Below are 15,736 nucleotides of genomic sequence, written 5' to 3' on the forward strand. Positions count from 1 at the left end.
GTCGAGCATCGGTTGGGTAATCCATGTCTGTGGGGGAAAAATCCCCGGGGCGCACGGGAGGGGGTGTGCGCCCCGGGGCAGGGAGGACCTGGGGTCAGAAGGTTCCGCGCACGCCGGCCTTGAAGGACTGGCCGACCGGGTTGAACAGCACGTTGTTGCCCGAGCCGTTGGCGCCGGGAACGCGCGGCGGATCGGTGTCGAACAGGTTGTCGACGCCGAAGAACACGTCGAACTTCTGCGTACCCTGCTGGCGCACCTTGAAGGTCGCGACGAGGTCGACGTAGGTCTTCGACGGCACCGAATTCGTGTTCGAGCTGTTCGGTCCGGTGATCACGTATCCGGCCTGGTTCGGCCCGATGAACGCGGCGTTGTAGAAGCCCTTGTTGATCCAGCGGACGTGGGTGGAAAAGCTGAAGCGATCGGCAAGATCGAGCGTCACCAGCCCGTCGATCGTCCAGTCGGGAATGCCCGGTGGCGTCCCGGCACGAAGACCGGTCTGCCCGGCGCGCTCGGTCGGCCCGACCGCGTCGACGGTGATGAGGTCGATCACGTTGCTGGCCAGGACCCGCGTGTTGAGCGAGGCCTCGCCGCCCAGCGGCTGGCGATAGGACAACTCGATGTCCACGCCGCGCGCGATCAGCTTGTTCACGTTCTGCTGGGTGTCGACGATGTTGGTGATCGCGCCCGAGCCGTCGCGCGTCACCAGCGAGCAACTGAGCGGATCGCCCTGGAAGCAGCGGGTGACGATGTTCTGCTGGCCCAGCGTGCTGATCGCGTCCTTGATCTCGATCCGGTAATAGTCGACGGAGGCGCGGAACCGGCCGAGGAACCCGCCGCGCGGCTGGATCACAGCACCGACGGTGAAGGTGTTGGCCTTTTCGGGCTGGAGGTTGGGGTTGGACCCTTGCGTGATCGGGGCGACGGTCTGCACGCCGCCGCGCGCCGGGTCGGTAAGGATGCCCTGCGCCAGCGTGGTCGGTCCGAACAGCTCCGAGACGTTGGGGGCGCGGATGTCGCGCGAGCGCGTGGCGCGGAAGCGCAGCGCCTCGATCGGGGCCCAGGTGGCGCCGATCTTCCACGTCGTCACGCTGAGCGAGCTCGAGGGGAAGAAGTCACTCGAGCGGTTGTAGTGCGTGCGGCGGATGGCACCGTTCAGCGCCAGCTCGTCGAAGAAGGACACATTGCGCAGGATCGGGGCCTCGATCTCGCCATAGCCTTCGGTCACGGCGATGCGACCGGAGATCAGCGAACCGCCGCCGGTGAAGAAGCGATTGCCGCGCGACAGGGCGTCGGCATCACCCTTGACCGCATCGTTGCGGTATTCGCCGCCTACCGCGACGCCGAGCGGACCGCCGGGGAGGTCGAACAGCGAACCGGTGACGTTGGCGGCCACGACGTGCTCGGTGGTGATGTTGGTCTGGTAACCGTTGGCCGTGACATAGGCCTTGGCGCCCGCGAAGGTCGGGCCATTGGCATAGCCGAACGGGTTGAGCGGCACGCAGGCCGGGTCGTCGTTGGCGGTGGAGGCATCGGCATTGATGCGGCATGTCGGCGTGCCGCCTACCGAGACCGCGTCGATCGCGTTGAGCAGCCGCGACGTTACGGTTCCGCCGGTCAGGTCGCTGCGGAATTTGTTGCGGCCGAACTGGTAGTAGGCATCGGCTTTCCATCCGCCGCCGAGGTCGTAGCGCGCCTGCGCGACGGCGCGGATTACGGTGTTGCGCACCTGCAGCTGGCCGGGGCCGATGTCGTCGAAGCCCTTGCCGAGGGTGAAGCTGGTGAGGCCGCTGGCGGCCAGAATGGTCGGGATGTCGAGCGTGGGATCGGCCGAGCGCGGCAGGAACGCATTGTCAGACCGGATCGTCAGCGCGGTGTTGCGATAGGCGACGGCGCGGTGACGCCCCTCGGAGTGGCCGTAGTTGCCGCTCAGCTCGAGGGTGAGGGCCGGCGTCGGCTCCCAGGTCACGTGCGCCATGGCGTTGTAGCGCTCGGTCGGCGAGACGATCGGGAAGTCGAAGTAGATGTTCTCGCCGGGGCCGTCGCTCTCGCCACCTACCTGGTAAAGCGAATTGACCAGCGAGCCGAACTGGAAGCGGCGCGGCGTGCCGTCGCGGCCGAACGTGATGCCGTCGATCGGGCGCAGCGCCGGGACGGCACGGCCGGCATAGGCGGAGGAGGGCGGCGTGGTCACGCCGTTGTACGAGGCCGACCAGGGATGGACGTTGCCAAGGATGTTGTTGGCCGGCAGCCCTGCCTGGCCGGGATTGCGGCCCCAGTTGATAAAGCCGTCGCGGCACCATTCGCGCACCCGGCAGGCTTCGACCCCGTCGTTTGCCTCGTATTCGCCGCCAAGGATCAGGTGGGCGTTGTCGGCCAGGGCCCAGCCGCCGGCCACGCCGATCTGGCGGGTGCTGGCATCGCCATACTTCGAGATGCCGGCCTGGGCGTTGAAGCGATAGCCAGTCAGCTTCTTGTCTAGCAGCAGGTTGACCACGCCCGAGACCGCGTCCGACCCATAGACCGCCGAAGCACCGCCGGTGACGACTTCGGCGCGCTGCAACAGGATCGAGGGGATCATGTTGGTGTCGACAGTCGCCTGCGTCGTCGAGGGCACGAAGCGCTTGCCATCGACCAGCGTGAGGGTGCGCACCGAGCCCAGCCCGCGCAAGTCGAGGATGCGTCCGCCGATGTAGCCGGCTGCCGCCGAGAGGCCGGTCGAGGCGGGCGTCTGCGTGGAGCGGAAGGCAGGGAGTTCGTTCAGGGCATCGCCGATGTTGCCTGCACCGCGTTCGGCGAGGCGATCGGCGCCCAGGACGGAAACGGGCGTCGGCGCATCGAACCCGCTGGCGATGCGCGTGCCGGTGACCACGATCGGACCGGAGGGACTGGCCGGCGCGTCGGCAGCTACGGTGCCGGGCGCAGCGGCTGCATCGGCCGGCGGCACCGAAGCCGGGGCGGGCATGTCCTGCGCGGTCGCCAAACCAGGCAATGTCGCCCAACCCAGAGCCACGATGGAAACGAGCCTGCGCGCAGGCTGGGCACTAAACGCCTTCCTCATATCTGCATCCTCTCATCGGGCATTTTTTCCCGTTGAGTCGCAAGCTATGCAAAATGCATTTAGATAGCAAGGTACTTTATTTCGAATTCTCCCGATGGGTTTGCACGATGCGCTATCTTGCGAAGTACCAGAGGAATTTGGTCCGATATGGCGTGAATGTCATTGCAGCCATGCACCAAAGGGCAAGGTCTGTGAGGAACGGAATGCCAAAACTTTGAATCAATTGGTTAAACTCTCGCCATTTCGCGGTGGTCGATGCTGACACAACAAATCGCGAAATACGCCGTGTTAACTATCACCGCCTAGCGAGCACCTAGGGGAAATTACTGACAGGGCTTCGTCGAACAATGACGATTTCGAGGCGTCTCGCCATCATCGCAGCCATCATGCTGGCTGTCATGATTCCGACTGCGATTGCGATCGTCTTCGCGTCGCAGGAAGCCCAGGAATATTTCGAGGAGATGCGCGAACACCGCGAGGTGCAACGCTCCACGATGCGGCTCGAACGCTCGGTCATCGATGCGGAAACCGCGCAGCGGGCCTATCTGCTCAGTAACGAGCCTGCCTACCTGCGCGAATTCCAGACGTATATCGGCGACGCCAAGGCGCAGATGGGCGTCGTCCGTGCGTTGATCACCCCGCAGTCGCGTGTCGAGCGCGAACGGATCGAGGCCGTGCTCCGACCGGCGGCCGAAGAGATCGCGTTGCTGGACCTTTTGCGCACCAAGGGGGCGGCTGATGCGGTCGCCACGGTCCGCACGCAGGAAGGGCGTTTCGAGGCACAGGAACTGCGCCAGGCGGTCAAGGCACTCGACGTCAACCAGCGGGGCGACCTGGCGCATAGCGGCGACCAGGTTCTGGCCATGCTCAAGGTCGGGCGCTGGCTGGCGGTCGGCGGGGTGGCGATCGGTCTCGTCTTTTCGCTGGGAGCGCTGGCGATCGTCGGTGCGTCGCTCAAGCGCTCGCTCGGCATCGTGCTGACCGCCATGCGCAAGGCGGACTCATCTGGCATTCCCGAAGACATCGCGACGCAATTGACAGGTGAGTTCCGCGAACTCAGCGATACCTACCAGGCGATGTGCGATCGCATCCGCCGTGAGATCGCCAGGCGCGACGAGGCCGAAGGGCGCATCGCCACCATGCTCGATGCCAGCGGGGCGGAACTCGCCGACCGGCGCCGGGTCAGCGACACGCTGGCCCGCATCTCGCATCGACTGCCCGCCTGCCTCGACCAGCAGGAACTGGTGTCGCTGGCCAAGCGGTTCATCCCGCAGATCTTCGACATCCGGGGCGGCGCGCTATACTTCCAGAACAACTCGTCGACCGTCCTCTCGCGCGTCGCCACCTGGGGCGATTGCTCCTCCAGCCACGCCGAATTTTCGCCGACCAAGTGCTGGGCCCTGCGCCGCGGCCAGCTCCACCACGTCGACGACACCGAAACCGACGTGACGTGCGCCCACCTCACCAGCGAGGCACATGGCAGTTATGTCTGCATGCCGTTGACGGCACAGGGCGAAACCGTCGGCCTGCTCTATCTCGAAGGCGCGCCGAGCGAGATGAGCGACAGCGAAGGACAAAAGGCGCTCGCCGACATGCGCGTGCTTTGCGAAAACCTGGCGCTCGCTCTCGTCAACCTGCGCCTGCGCGAAAGCCTGCGCTATCAATCCCTGCGTGACCCGCTGACGGGCCTGCACAACCGGCGCTATCTGGAGGAAGTGCTGGACCTCGAATTCGCCAAGAGCCGTCGCAGCGGCGCAGCCCTCAGCATCATCATGGTCGATGTCGACCATTTCAAATCGATCAACGACAACTTCGGACACGATGCGGGCGATATCGTCCTGCGCCACCTGGCCGCAACGATCGGCGGCCATGTGCGCAAGGGTGACGTGGCCTGTCGCTATGGCGGGGAGGAATTCGTCATCCTTATGCCGGACTTCGAGCCTGCTGCTGCAGCCGAGCGGGCCGAAGTGCTGCGGCAAATGATCAAGAGCGCCAGCCTGCGCGCCGACGGCACTGAAATCCCGCAGATCACCGCGTCGTTCGGGGTGGCGGGGTATGCCGGCGACGATCGCCAGCCTGCCGATGTGCTGCGCGAAGCTGACCACGCGCTGTATCAGGCAAAGGCTGCGGGCCGCGACCGCGTGGCGATGGCACTTTCGGAATTGCCGGTGGGCGGGATCCTGCCCGTGACGACCCTGGGCTGATCATAAACACTTCCGATCTGCGACTATTTACCATTCCGGTTCAAATTGTCCTTAAGTACGTGTGGTTTTTACGCGACTTCGCACTCTTGATTCGGCCTCCTTTAAGAGAATCCCAATGTCTGGTGGAGCATTCCGGTTTGCGGACATTACGGGGTTATCAAAAAATGAGATTCTTTTGCATTTCAATGCATTGCTTGCCCGCGGTCAGCGATGGTTTTTGCTGGCATCGTTGACAAAGCCATAGAACAGCATAATTTTCTACACATTGAGGCAACGGGGGTGGCCTCAAGCCGGGGGATGGAAATCTATGTTCTCTGGCATTGGTTCGGGTTCGCTGCGTGACGGGTTCAAGCGGTCCGAAAATTGCTATTTCCAGGTCGATCGCGCGTGTCGCATCGTATCGACCAACGCACAGGCCGGCGCGCTGCTGGCGGGCCATGGCATGGGCGATGGCGTGGTCGAATTCGAGATGGTGCTCGCGCGTGTCTTCGGGCCGGATGCGCTGGCGAAGTTCCGAAAACTTCGGAATTGTCCGGCACCGATGTTCAACGTCACCTGCAACACGCCGGACGACGGGCAGGGGTTCGACCTGCTATGCATCAACGAAGCCGACGAGGCGGGTGACCGATCCGGCTCGCACATCATCATCTACACCAATGCGCGCCAGTTCGTCGCAGAGGCAGAGCTCGTTTCGCTGCGCAGCATTTTCCGTGACGCCTTCGACAATTCCGCCGTCTGCATGGCCATCGTGGCGCCGGGCGGCGAGTTCATGCAGGTCAACGACGCGTTTTGCGAAATGCTGCAATACAGCCGCGAAGAGTTGCTCAGCGGCGGCTTCCAGGCGCTGACGCATCCGCACGACCTCGATCTCGACCTGGGGGAGCTGAATAAGCTGCTCGACGGAACGGCGGATCATTATACCATCGAGAAGCGCTATATCGCCAAGGATGGCAGCATCGTCTGGGGTATCCTGTCGGTATCCGTCGCCCGGGACGCGGATCGCCAAGTGCGATACTTCATCTCGCAGGTCCAGGACATCACCGATCGCAAGAGCGCCGAGGCCGAGTTGCAGCGCGAGGCCGAACGCGCGATGGTCACGCTGCGGTCGATCGGCGATGCCGTGATCACCTGCGACCACAAGGCCGTCATCACCTACATCAATCCGGTTGCCGAGGCACTGACCGGGTGGGGCTGCGAGGAAGCGACCGGGCTGCACATCAGCGAAGTGTTTGCCGTCCGCAACGGCGAGGGCAACAGCGCGGCCTGCCCGGTCCAGCAGGCCCTGCATTTCAACGGCACCGTTCTGCTCGAGGAAAACTGCAGCCTGGTGCGCCGCAATGGGGAACTGCTGCCCGTCGAGGATTCGGCTGCACCGATCCGCGACAACAACGGGCAGATCATCGGCGCCGTCCTGGTGTTTCACGACGTGTCGGAGCGGCGAGCCATGTCGAGCCGGCTCGATTTCCTCGCTCATCACGATGCGCTGACCAGCCTGCCCAATCGCGTGCTGTTCAAGGACCGCGCCGAAATGGCGCTGGCCAATGCGCGTCGTTCGGGCCAGCGCTGCGCCATGCTGTTCTGCGACCTCGACCGGTTCAAGCGGATCAACGATGCCCACGGCCACATGGCAGGCGACGACGTGCTCAAGGCCGTCGCCGATCGCCTGCGCCGCAGCGTCCGCCAGGGCGACACCATCTGTCGGTGGGCCGGAGACGAGTTTGCAATGCTCCTGCCCGCGATCGACAGCGCGGAAGCCGCCTCGGTCGTCGCGCAGCGCATCCTCGATCGCTCTGACGACGTGATCGCCAACGGCAGCGACGGCGCGGACATCACCTGCGGGATGAGCATCGGGATCAGCATCTTTCCCGATGACGGCGAGCATGTCGACGAACTCATCGCCGCCGCCGACATGGCGCTCTACAGCGCAAAGGCCGTGCGCAACGCCTTCAAGTTCCAGCATGGGGACTTCAACAAGGAACTCAGGCGCCGCGTGGCGATGGAGCGCGAGATCCGCTCGGCACTGCTCGAGGATCGCTTCGTCGCGTTCTACCAGCCGCGCATCTGCACCCGGACGCAAAAGATCGTCGCCGCCGAGGCGCTGTGTCGCTTGAACGTGGGGGACAGTATCGTGCTGCCCGGGCAATTCATCGACGTTGCCGAGGCGGCGGGTCTCATCGACGATATCACCCTGGTGATGTTCGATGCGGTATGTCGCGACCTCCAGCATTGGGGGCGCACGATCCCCACGCCGCCGTTCGTGTCCTTCAACATCTCGCCGATCTCGCTGCGCAAGCGTGCCATCTGCGAGGCGCTGATCGCGCGTTGCCAGTACTACAACGTCGATCACGCGCTCATCGAGATGGAGATTACCGAAGGCGCGCTGCTCGAGGCCGACGAGTCTATCTCGACCAACATCGCGCTGCTGCACGAAGCCGGCTTCCGCATCGCTTTGGACGACTTCGGTACCGGGTTCTCCAACCTGTCGTACCTGCAGCAATTTCCGGTCGACACGATCAAGATCGACAAGATGTTCATCCATGCTGCGGGCACCGATGCCCCGCTGATGGGGGGCATTGCAGCTCTGGGACGTTCGCTGAACATCAACGTCGTCGCCGAGGGCGTCGAGACGGCCGAACAGCGCGCGCATGTCGAATCCGCCGGGTGCGACGAGGCGCAGGGCTACTTCTACGCTCGTCCCATGCCGGGTGAGGCCTTTAGCGCCTGTTTCGAGGCTTGCTTGCCTTCCGCCTGACCGGCGCTGCCTTGGCGAAGTAGCTTGCCCTGCCACGCCCGGCCCAGGGTGCGCTGCCTTGCGCCGTCGGCATTGTACAGTTTCCACTGGTCAGGATTGCCCCTTGTCGAATCCGGTTCACCCTCATAAGGTAGCGCTATCAATCGAAGGGTGAGATGGATGTCTGGCGCGCTTGTACACTGCCTTCCGGCGGATTTCGCCGAAGGTCGCTTCCTCGGACGTGCTCAGGCGCCGGATGGCCCGCACGTCATCGTGCTGCGCGACGGACAGATCTTCGACATCACCACCATCGTGGCGACCTCGTCCGGAGCCGTGGCGCGCCGTGCATTCGACGGCGGCGTGGCGCTGGGCCCGATCGAAGCCGGGCTTCCCGAGGGCTGGTCGCTGCTTTCGCCGGTCGACCTGCAGTGCATCAAGGCATGCGGCGTCACATTCGCGCTGAGCGCGATCGAGCGCGTGATCGAGGAGCGGGCGCGGGGCAATCCGGCGGCGGCCGCCGAACTGCGTGCCCGCCTCGAGGAGCGTATCGGCCAGGGCATCCGCTCCGTCGTTCCGGGCAGTGACGAGGCAGAGGCGCTCAAGCAGGTGCTCATTGCCGAGGGCATGTGGTCGCAATACCTCGAAGTGGCCATCGGCCCCGATGCCGAAGTGTTCGGCAAGGCCCCGGTCCTGTCCACCGTGGGCGAAGGCGCGATGATCGGCGTGCGTTCGGATTCCAGCTGGAACAATCCCGAACCCGAAGTCGTGCTGGCGGTCGATGCCCATGGCGAGGTGGTGGGCGCGACGCTGGGCAACGACGTCAACCTGCGCGACTTCGAAGGCCGATCGGCACTGCTGCTGTCCAAGGCCAAGGACAATAACGCCTCGTGCGCGATCGGGCCGTTCATCCGCCTCTTCGACGATAGCTTCACGATCGACGACGTACGGAGCGCTGAAGTCGAACTGGTGATCGAGGGCGAGGACAACTTCCGCCTAGAAGGCGTCAACCTGATGACGCAGATCAGCCGCGATCCGCTCGATCTCGTGCGCCAGACGCTGAGCGAGCATCACTACCCCGACGGGTTCGTCCTGTTCTGCGGCACGCTCTTCGCGCCAACGCAGGATCGTGACGTGCCGGGCACCGGCTTCACGCACAAAATGGGCGATCGCGTCACCATCTGTTCCAAGCGGCTGGGCGCGCTGACCAACACCGTCACCACCTCGCGCGATGCGCCGGCGTGGGACGTGGGCATCGCAGCGTTCATCCGAAACCTGGCGCAGCGCGGGTTGATCGATCGCGTCTGACACGACGATGCAGGGGGCCTTGCTGGGCCATCCTCCTCAAAAGCACATTGATACATCGGGGAATTCAGTGGCGACACAGACTCAAGTCCAGCCGACCGGCGCCGTTTATCCGAGCCTTCGCGGCAAGCGGGTGATCGTGAGCGGGGGCGCCTCGGGCATTGGCGAGGGCATCGTCGACGGTTTCGTGGCACAGGGTGCCCGCGTTGCCTTCATCGACATCCAGGCCCAGGCCGCGCGCGCGGTGGCGGATCGCCATGCCGATGCCGAACATGCGCCGATCTACCGCATCCAGGACATCACCCGCACCGAAGAACTGATGGCAACGCTCGCCGGACTGGTCGACGAACTCGGCGGATGCGACATTCTCGTCAACAACGCTGCAAACGATGATCGCCACTCCGTGGCCGAGGTCACGCCGGCTTATTGGGACGATCGCATGGCGGTCAATCTCAAGCACCAGTTCTTCGCGGCACAGACGGTGGCCCCGACGATGAAGGCCGCCGGCGGCGGCGTCATCCTCAACCTCGGTTCGATCTCGTGGCATCTCGGGCTCGAGGACCTGACGCTGTACCAGACGGCCAAGGCCGGTGTCGAAGGCCTGACCCGCAGCCTGGCGCGCGAACTTGGCCCCGACGGCATCCGCGTCAACACGATCATTCCCGGTAACATCCAGACGCCGCGCCAGATGCAGTGGTACGAGCCGGAGAGCGAGGCCGAGATCGTCGCCGCGCAATGCATCAAGGCCCGCCTGCAGCCGGTTGACGTGGCCGCGCTCGCCATGTTCCTGGCATCGGACGATGCGCGGTACTGCACCGCGCACGCCTATTGGGTCGATGGAGGATGGCGCTGATGACGATGAACCAGACGCAGGAGCCGGGTCTGCGTGCCGAAGCGGTGCTCGCGCTCGGGTGCACGCTGGGCGAGGGGCCGGTATGGGATGTGCAGCGCGCCTGCCTGTGGCTGACCGACATCAAGCAGCAGGCGATCCATCGCTTCGATCCTGCCAGCGGCGCACACGCGCGGTTCGATGCACCTGGGCAGGTGGGCTGGGTCCTGCCGACCGACGACGGGCGATTGCTCGCCGGGCTTCAGGCCGGGCTGGCTCTGTTCGATCCCGAGGCCGGCTCTTGGGACGCCCCCGTACCGATCGAGGGTGAACCAGAAGGCAATCGCCTGAACGATGCCTGCGTCGCGCCTGACGGGACCGTGCATTTCGGGTCGATGGACGATGCCGAGACCGAGCTCAGCGGCCGCTTCCATCGCTTTTCGCGCGGAACGGTCGAACCGGCCGGCCCCGATGCCATCAGCATTACCAATGGCCCCGCGATCTCGCCCGATGGCACGCGGATCTATTTTACCGACACGCTCGGCCAGCGCATCCTGACCGCCGCAATCGGGGCGGACGGCAGCATCGCCGAGGCCACGCTTTTTGTCGATACTGCGCAGGACTTTCCCGAGGCTTGGCCCGACGGCCCGGTCTGCGACAGCGAAGGGTGCGTCTGGACCGGCTTGTGGAACGGCTGGGGCGTCGCGCGCTATGCGCCGGACGGCACACTGCTGGGCAACGTCGAACTCCCGGTTGCCAACGTCACCAAGGTCGCCTTCGGGGGCGATGACCTGCGGCGCGTGTTCGTCACCACGGCACGCAAGGGCCTGGACGAGGCAGCACTCGCCGCGCAGCCTGAGGCGGGGCACCTGTTCGCGTTCGACAGCCCGGTCGCGGGCGTCGCGACGGTCAGGATCCCGCTCGCATGACCCGCCACCGGTCGGCCGCACGCTGGGCTGTCGGGATCGCTCTAGCTGCAGCCACGCCGGTGTTTGCCGCGGCGGCACCCGCAGGCACGGCGTCGGTTACGCTGACGCTGGGTCCGATCTGGATCGACCATGCGGTGATCCAGCGCGATGCGCCCATCGCCATTTCCGGGATTGCCGCACCAGGCGCTGCCGTACGCGGTGTGCTGGGGACGGAGCAGGCGACGGCGCGGGCGGACAAGGCCGGTGCGTTCACCCTCCGCTTCGCGCCGCGCAGTGCCTCGGCGCAAGGCGTCGACCTGACGGTCGAAAGCGCCGGCCAGCAACTGGCCTATCACGATCTGGTGGTGGGCGACGTCTGGCTCTGCTCGGGCCAGTCGAACATGGAATTTCCGGTCAAGCGTGCGCTCAACGGCGAGATGGACGCAATGATGGCCAACGACCCGCTGCTGCGCATGGTTACGGTCACCAAGGCGATCGCTTATGCGCCGCAGACGCAGTTCGCAGCGCCGATCACGTGGCAGGGCGCCAATCGCGCGAGCGTCACCGATTTCTCGGCGTCGTGCTATTACATGGCGCGCGACCTGCGCAAGGCGCTGGGCGTGCCGGTGGGTGCAATCCACGCCAGCTGGGGCGGATCGCAGTTGCGGCCCTGGCTCAGCCCGGAGGCGGGCGCGGCGCTCTATGGTGCGGCAGAAGTCGCCGCGATCAAACGGTTCGAGAGCGATCCCCTCGGCGCGGTCACGGCGTTCGCACCTCGCTGGGAAAGCTGGTATCGCGACGCGAACGGCGGCAGTCAGCCTTGGCTGAAGCCCGACGACATCGCGTGGCAACCAGTGCCGCGCATCAGCGGCTGGCTCGCCTGGGACGGTACGCCGCTGGCGACCAAGGCGACCGGCACGGTGTGGTTACGTCGCCAGGTGACTCTGACGGCGGCGCAAGCTACTGCGGGCGGCGTCCTCGCGCTCGGCGTGCTCGACGACATGGACGCGACTTATGTCAACGGCCGCGTCGTCGGCAACAGCTTCGGCTGGGATTACGAGCGCGAATACAAGGTGCCGCCGGCTTATCTGCACGCTGGCGTCAATGAAGTCATGGTCGCCGTGACCAACACTTATGCCAATGGTGGGTTCGCCAGCACGGCGGACAAGCTGCAATGGCGGGTGACGGGTGGGGAGACGATGTCGCTGGCCGAGGGCTGGCGCTTCAGCATCGCGCCAGCCACCAGCTATCCGCCCCGCACGCCGTGGGATGCCAACGCCGGCATCGGTGTCATGCACAACCGCATGATAGCCCCGCTGGGCTCGCTCGCGCTCAAAGGTGCGGCCTGGTATCAGGGCGAAAGCGACGTCGACACGCCGGGTTATCAGGATCGCCTCAAGGCTCTGATCGCGGGTTGGCGCACACGCTTCGGCAAGCGGCTGGCGGTCGAGGTGGTCCAACTGGCGAATTACGGCCCTGTCGGCACGACGCCCGGCGCATCGAGCTGGGCGGGGCTGCGCAACGACCAGCGGGCTGTCGTCGCCGGGGACCCGCTGACCCGGCTCGTCAGTGCAATCGACATCGGCGAGCGCACCGATATCCACCCCGCCAACAAGCCGCTCCTGGGCATGCGACTGGCCCTGGCCGCTCAAGGCAAGGCCATGCCCATGCCGCAGGAGGCCATGCGCGAGGCAGGCGGCATTCGCGTCCGTTTCACCGGGATCGAGAAGGGCCTGCAGGCCTGGAGCGCGCCCGGGCCGATCGGCTTCGAGCTGTGCGAGACGAGTGAGGCCTGCCGCTATGCCGCCGCGCGGATCGACGGCGACAGCGTGATCCTCACCGACGATGGCCGCCCGGCCACGCGCGTGCGCTATGCCTGGGCCGACAGCCCGGTGGTCAACCTGTTCGACGGCCGCGCGCTGCCGATCCCGGGGTTCGAGTTGCCGATCAGCCGGTGATGGCGCACGCGCCTTCCTCGGCTCAGGCCGAGGCGGGCGCGGCGTCGGACTCGCGCTGGACCATCGCATAGTCGAGCGTCAGGTGCTGCGGCTTGCGCGGCTGCTTCTGCTTTTCGAGCCGGATGTCCTGCACCAGCAGGTCGATCGCGCTTTCGGCCATCTCGCGAATGGGCTGGCGGATCGTGGTCAGTTCGGGCCAGATCGTCGAGGCTAGCGCGGTGTCGTCGAAGCCGCAGATCGTCAGGTCGCGCGGAATGTCGAGACGGCGGCGTTGTGCGGCCGCGACGCAGCCGGCGGCCATGTCGTCGTTCGAGGCAAAGATCGCGGTCGGGCGCTGGTCGAGTGCCAGCAACTCGCTCGCCGCGGTCATCCCGGAGCGATACGTGAAGGCACCCTGGCGGATCAACGTCTCGTCGACGTCGGCGCCGGCATCGCCCATGGCGTCGCGATAGCCGGCAAGGCGCAGTTCGCTGACCGACTGCGCGGGATTGCCGATGATGAAGCCGATGCGGCGATGGCCGAGATCGAGGATGTGCCGCGTCATGTCGTAGGCGGCCTGGTAGTCGTCGATCATCACCGCGGCATGATGCGCCTCGGCACGGCCGGGGCCGATGAGGATCGCCTGTGCGCGCATCCGCCGCAGCTGGGCGAGCAGCCCGGGATCGTCGCAGAGCGGCGGTGGGAGGACAAACCCGTCCATGCCGGCATTGACCAGGCGGCTGATCAGGCGGGTCTGGTCGCCATCACTTTCGCACCGCTCGACCACGAGATGCGCGTCGAGCCGGCTTGCCGCGTCGATCGCGCCGAGCAGAAGCTCGCTGAGATAGGCCGCGGACGGGTTGGCATAGAGCAGCGCCAGCCGGATCTGCGAGGCGCCGGCAAGGCTGCGCGCGGCACGGTTGGGCGCATAGTTCAGCTCGCGGATCGCGGCCTCGACGGCGAGGCGGGTTTCCTCGCGCACGCCGCTGCCACCGTTGATGACCCGGCTCACTGTCATGGGCGAGCATTCGGCGAGCCGAGCGACGTCGTTGACGGTGGGCTGGCCGGATTGGCGGCGACGCGGACGAGGTTCGGTCATGGCTTGTGCTTTTCCTTTGCGCCGGTTTGGCGCCGTCTTGCGCGCTTTGCAACCGTCATCCGGCGCCCAAGCCAACCCTCGCTGGACAAGCGCGGGAACGACCACGAGAATCGGCTTGCCTCGCACGCGGGCATAGCTAAAGGTAACGCTACCAATTCGAAATCGCGCCCCGACAAGGCTGGCCGCGAAGGGGGAGAGAGGACGATGGCTGTAAAGCCTCTAGACGCAAATTCACAAGGCCAGGTCAACATGACGCTCGTGGGCGCCATCGTGGCCGTCGCCACGATCGGCGGACTGCTGTTCGGCTACGACAGCGGCGCGGTCAATGGCACCCAGGCAGGCCTTCGCGCTGCCTTCGCGCTTGACGATGCCGGCCTCGGTTTCACCGTGGGCTCGCTGCTCATGGGTTGCGCGATCGGCGCCTTCCTCGCCGGCCGCCTCGCGGACCGCTTTGGCCGCAAGCGCATCATGGTCGCCGCCGCCGCGCTGTTCCTGTTCGGGGCGCTGGCGCAAGGGTTGACCGGCTCGCACCTGTTCTTCGTCATCGCCCGCATCTGTGGCGGCATGGCGGTCGGCGCCGCCAGCGTCCTTTCACCCGCCTATATCGCCGAGGTTGCGCCCGCCGCGATCCGTGGCCGTCTCACCAGCGTGCAGCAGGTCATGATCATCTCGGGCCTGACGCTGGCCTTCGTCGTCAACTACGTCCTGGCCGACGTGGCCGGCGACTCGCTTGGCCTGATCGGTGGCATTCCGGCCTGGCGCTGGATGTACCTGGCGCAGGCCGTGCCCGCCGTGGTCTTCCTCGTCGCGCTGCAGTTCATCCCCGAGAGCCCGCGCTATCTGGTGTCGAGCGGCCGTGTCGAGGAAGCCGGCGACGTGCTCACCCGCCTGTTCGGCGCCGAAGCCGCCGCGCGCAAGGTCTCGGACATCCGCGCCTCGTTCGCCACTGACCACCGCCCGCGCCTTGCCGACGTGCTGGCCCCGAAGACGGGCCTGCGCCCTGTCGTGTGGGCCGGCCTCATCATCGCGCTGTTCCAGCAGTTCGTCGGCATCAACGTCATCTTCTACTACGGCGAGACGCTGTGGAAGCTGGCCGGCGTGTCGGAAAAGGCGGCACTCGAGCGTAACATCGTCTCGGGCCTCATGTCGGTGGCGGCGTGCTTCATCACCATGGCGCTGGTCGACAAGGTGGGGCGCAAGCCGATGCTGCTGGTCGGCTCGGCCGGCATGACCATCTCGCTGGGCGCGATGAGCTGGGCCTTCTCGAAGGGCACGCTCGACGCCTCGGGAGCGCTGCAGCTGAGCCAGAGCCTCGGCCTCATCGCGGTGATCGCGGCCAACATCTACGTCGTGTTCTTCAACACCAGCTGGGGGCCGGTCATGTGGGTCATGCTGGGCGAGATGTTCCCCAACCAGCTGCGCGGCTCGGCGCTGGCGGTCTGTGGCCTGGCGCAGTGGATCGCCAACTACGCCGTGGTGCAGAGCTTCCCGGCCATGGCCAGCGGTCTCGGCCTGGCGCCTACCTACGTGCTCTATACCGCGAGTGCCTTCATCAGCTTCTTCCTGGTCCGGGCCTTCCTGCCCGAAACCGCCGGCATGGAGCTTGAGGACATGGAAGGTTGGGGCGGCCACTGAGCCACCCCTTCCACACCCCCGTTTACCTTCCAA

Annotated in this window: 9 protein-coding genes; 7 read left to right on the forward strand and 2 right to left on the reverse strand. The window is 65.7% G+C overall.

Annotated features, from left to right (window positions below; genetic code table 11):
- Positions 1 to 94: 94 nt before the first annotated feature.
- Positions 95 to 2,962, reverse strand: coding sequence for a TonB-dependent receptor domain-containing protein (locus tag V7Q48_RS05335; protein ID WP_333836736.1), 2,868 nt, complete (start codon positions 2,960 to 2,962; stop codon positions 95 to 97).
- Positions 2,963 to 3,405: 443 nt separating this feature from the next.
- Here V7Q48_RS05335 and V7Q48_RS05340 point away from each other — a divergent pair, with 443 nt between their 5' ends.
- The 6 genes from V7Q48_RS05340 (at position 3,406) to V7Q48_RS05365 (ending at position 12,990) form a co-directional block, all read left to right on the forward strand.
- Complete coding sequence (locus V7Q48_RS05340; RefSeq protein WP_333836737.1) at positions 3,406 to 5,262, forward strand: diguanylate cyclase; 1,857 nt, start codon at positions 3,406 to 3,408, stop codon at positions 5,260 to 5,262.
- Between the two features lie 307 nt (positions 5,263 to 5,569).
- Positions 5,570 to 8,014, forward strand: coding sequence for a putative bifunctional diguanylate cyclase/phosphodiesterase (locus tag V7Q48_RS05345; RefSeq protein WP_333836738.1), 2,445 nt, complete (start codon positions 5,570 to 5,572; stop codon positions 8,012 to 8,014).
- Between the two features lie 159 nt (positions 8,015 to 8,173).
- Positions 8,174 to 9,298: a fumarylacetoacetate hydrolase family protein gene (locus tag V7Q48_RS05350; protein ID WP_333836739.1), complete on the forward strand. Its 1,125-nt coding sequence runs from the start codon at positions 8,174 to 8,176 to the stop codon at positions 9,296 to 9,298.
- Positions 9,299 to 9,365: 67 nt separating this feature from the next.
- Complete coding sequence (locus tag V7Q48_RS05355) at positions 9,366 to 10,148, forward strand: SDR family NAD(P)-dependent oxidoreductase (RefSeq protein ID WP_333836741.1); 783 nt, start codon at positions 9,366 to 9,368, stop codon at positions 10,146 to 10,148.
- The gene (locus V7Q48_RS05360) at positions 10,148 to 11,053 is read left to right on the forward strand and encodes an SMP-30/gluconolactonase/LRE family protein (protein ID WP_442947091.1); all 906 of its coding nucleotides are present in this window, start codon (positions 10,148 to 10,150) and stop codon (positions 11,051 to 11,053) included. The genes V7Q48_RS05355 and V7Q48_RS05360 overlap by 1 nt, the downstream gene beginning before the upstream one ends.
- Positions 11,050 to 12,990: a sialate O-acetylesterase gene (locus V7Q48_RS05365; protein ID WP_333836742.1), complete on the forward strand. Its 1,941-nt coding sequence runs from the start codon at positions 11,050 to 11,052 to the stop codon at positions 12,988 to 12,990. The genes V7Q48_RS05360 and V7Q48_RS05365 overlap by 4 nt, the downstream gene beginning before the upstream one ends.
- A gap of 22 nt (positions 12,991 to 13,012) precedes the next feature.
- On the opposite strand, the gene V7Q48_RS05370 is transcribed toward V7Q48_RS05365, so the two are convergent.
- Positions 13,013 to 14,068: a LacI family DNA-binding transcriptional regulator gene (locus V7Q48_RS05370; protein WP_333836743.1), complete on the reverse strand. Its 1,056-nt coding sequence runs from the start codon at positions 14,066 to 14,068 to the stop codon at positions 13,013 to 13,015.
- Between the two features lie 204 nt (positions 14,069 to 14,272).
- Here V7Q48_RS05370 and V7Q48_RS05375 point away from each other — a divergent pair, with 204 nt between their 5' ends.
- Positions 14,273 to 15,703 carry a sugar porter family MFS transporter gene (locus tag V7Q48_RS05375; protein WP_333836744.1) on the forward strand — a complete coding sequence of 477 codons (1,431 nt, stop codon included), beginning with the start codon at positions 14,273 to 14,275 and terminating at the stop codon, positions 15,701 to 15,703.
- The last annotated feature ends 33 nt before the right edge of the window (positions 15,704 to 15,736 follow it).

The sequence above is a fragment of the Novosphingobium sp. genome, assembly GCF_036803765.1.
Taxonomy (GTDB): Bacteria; Pseudomonadota; Alphaproteobacteria; order Sphingomonadales; family Sphingomonadaceae; genus Novosphingobium.

Excerpts from the sequence above, each read along its gene's own strand:
- V7Q48_RS05335 (WP_333836736.1), bottom strand. The coding sequence starts at position 2,962 with ATGCCCGCCCCGGCTTCGGTGCCGCCGGCCGATGCAGCCGCTGCGCCC.
- V7Q48_RS05340 (WP_333836737.1), top strand. The coding sequence starts at position 3,406 with ATGACGATTTCGAGGCGTCTCGCCATCATCGCAGCCATCATGCTGGCT.
- V7Q48_RS05345 (WP_333836738.1), top strand. The coding sequence starts at position 5,570 with ATGTTCTCTGGCATTGGTTCGGGTTCGCTGCGTGACGGGTTCAAGCGG.
- V7Q48_RS05350 (WP_333836739.1), top strand. The coding sequence starts at position 8,174 with ATGTCTGGCGCGCTTGTACACTGCCTTCCGGCGGATTTCGCCGAAGGT.
- V7Q48_RS05360 (WP_442947091.1), top strand. The coding sequence starts at position 10,148 with ATGACGATGAACCAGACGCAGGAGCCGGGTCTGCGTGCCGAAGCGGTG.
- V7Q48_RS05365 (WP_333836742.1), top strand. The coding sequence starts at position 11,050 with ATGACCCGCCACCGGTCGGCCGCACGCTGGGCTGTCGGGATCGCTCTA.
- V7Q48_RS05370 (WP_333836743.1), bottom strand. The coding sequence starts at position 14,068 with ATGACCGAACCTCGTCCGCGTCGCCGCCAATCCGGCCAGCCCACCGTC.
- V7Q48_RS05375 (WP_333836744.1), top strand. The coding sequence starts at position 14,273 with ATGGCTGTAAAGCCTCTAGACGCAAATTCACAAGGCCAGGTCAACATG.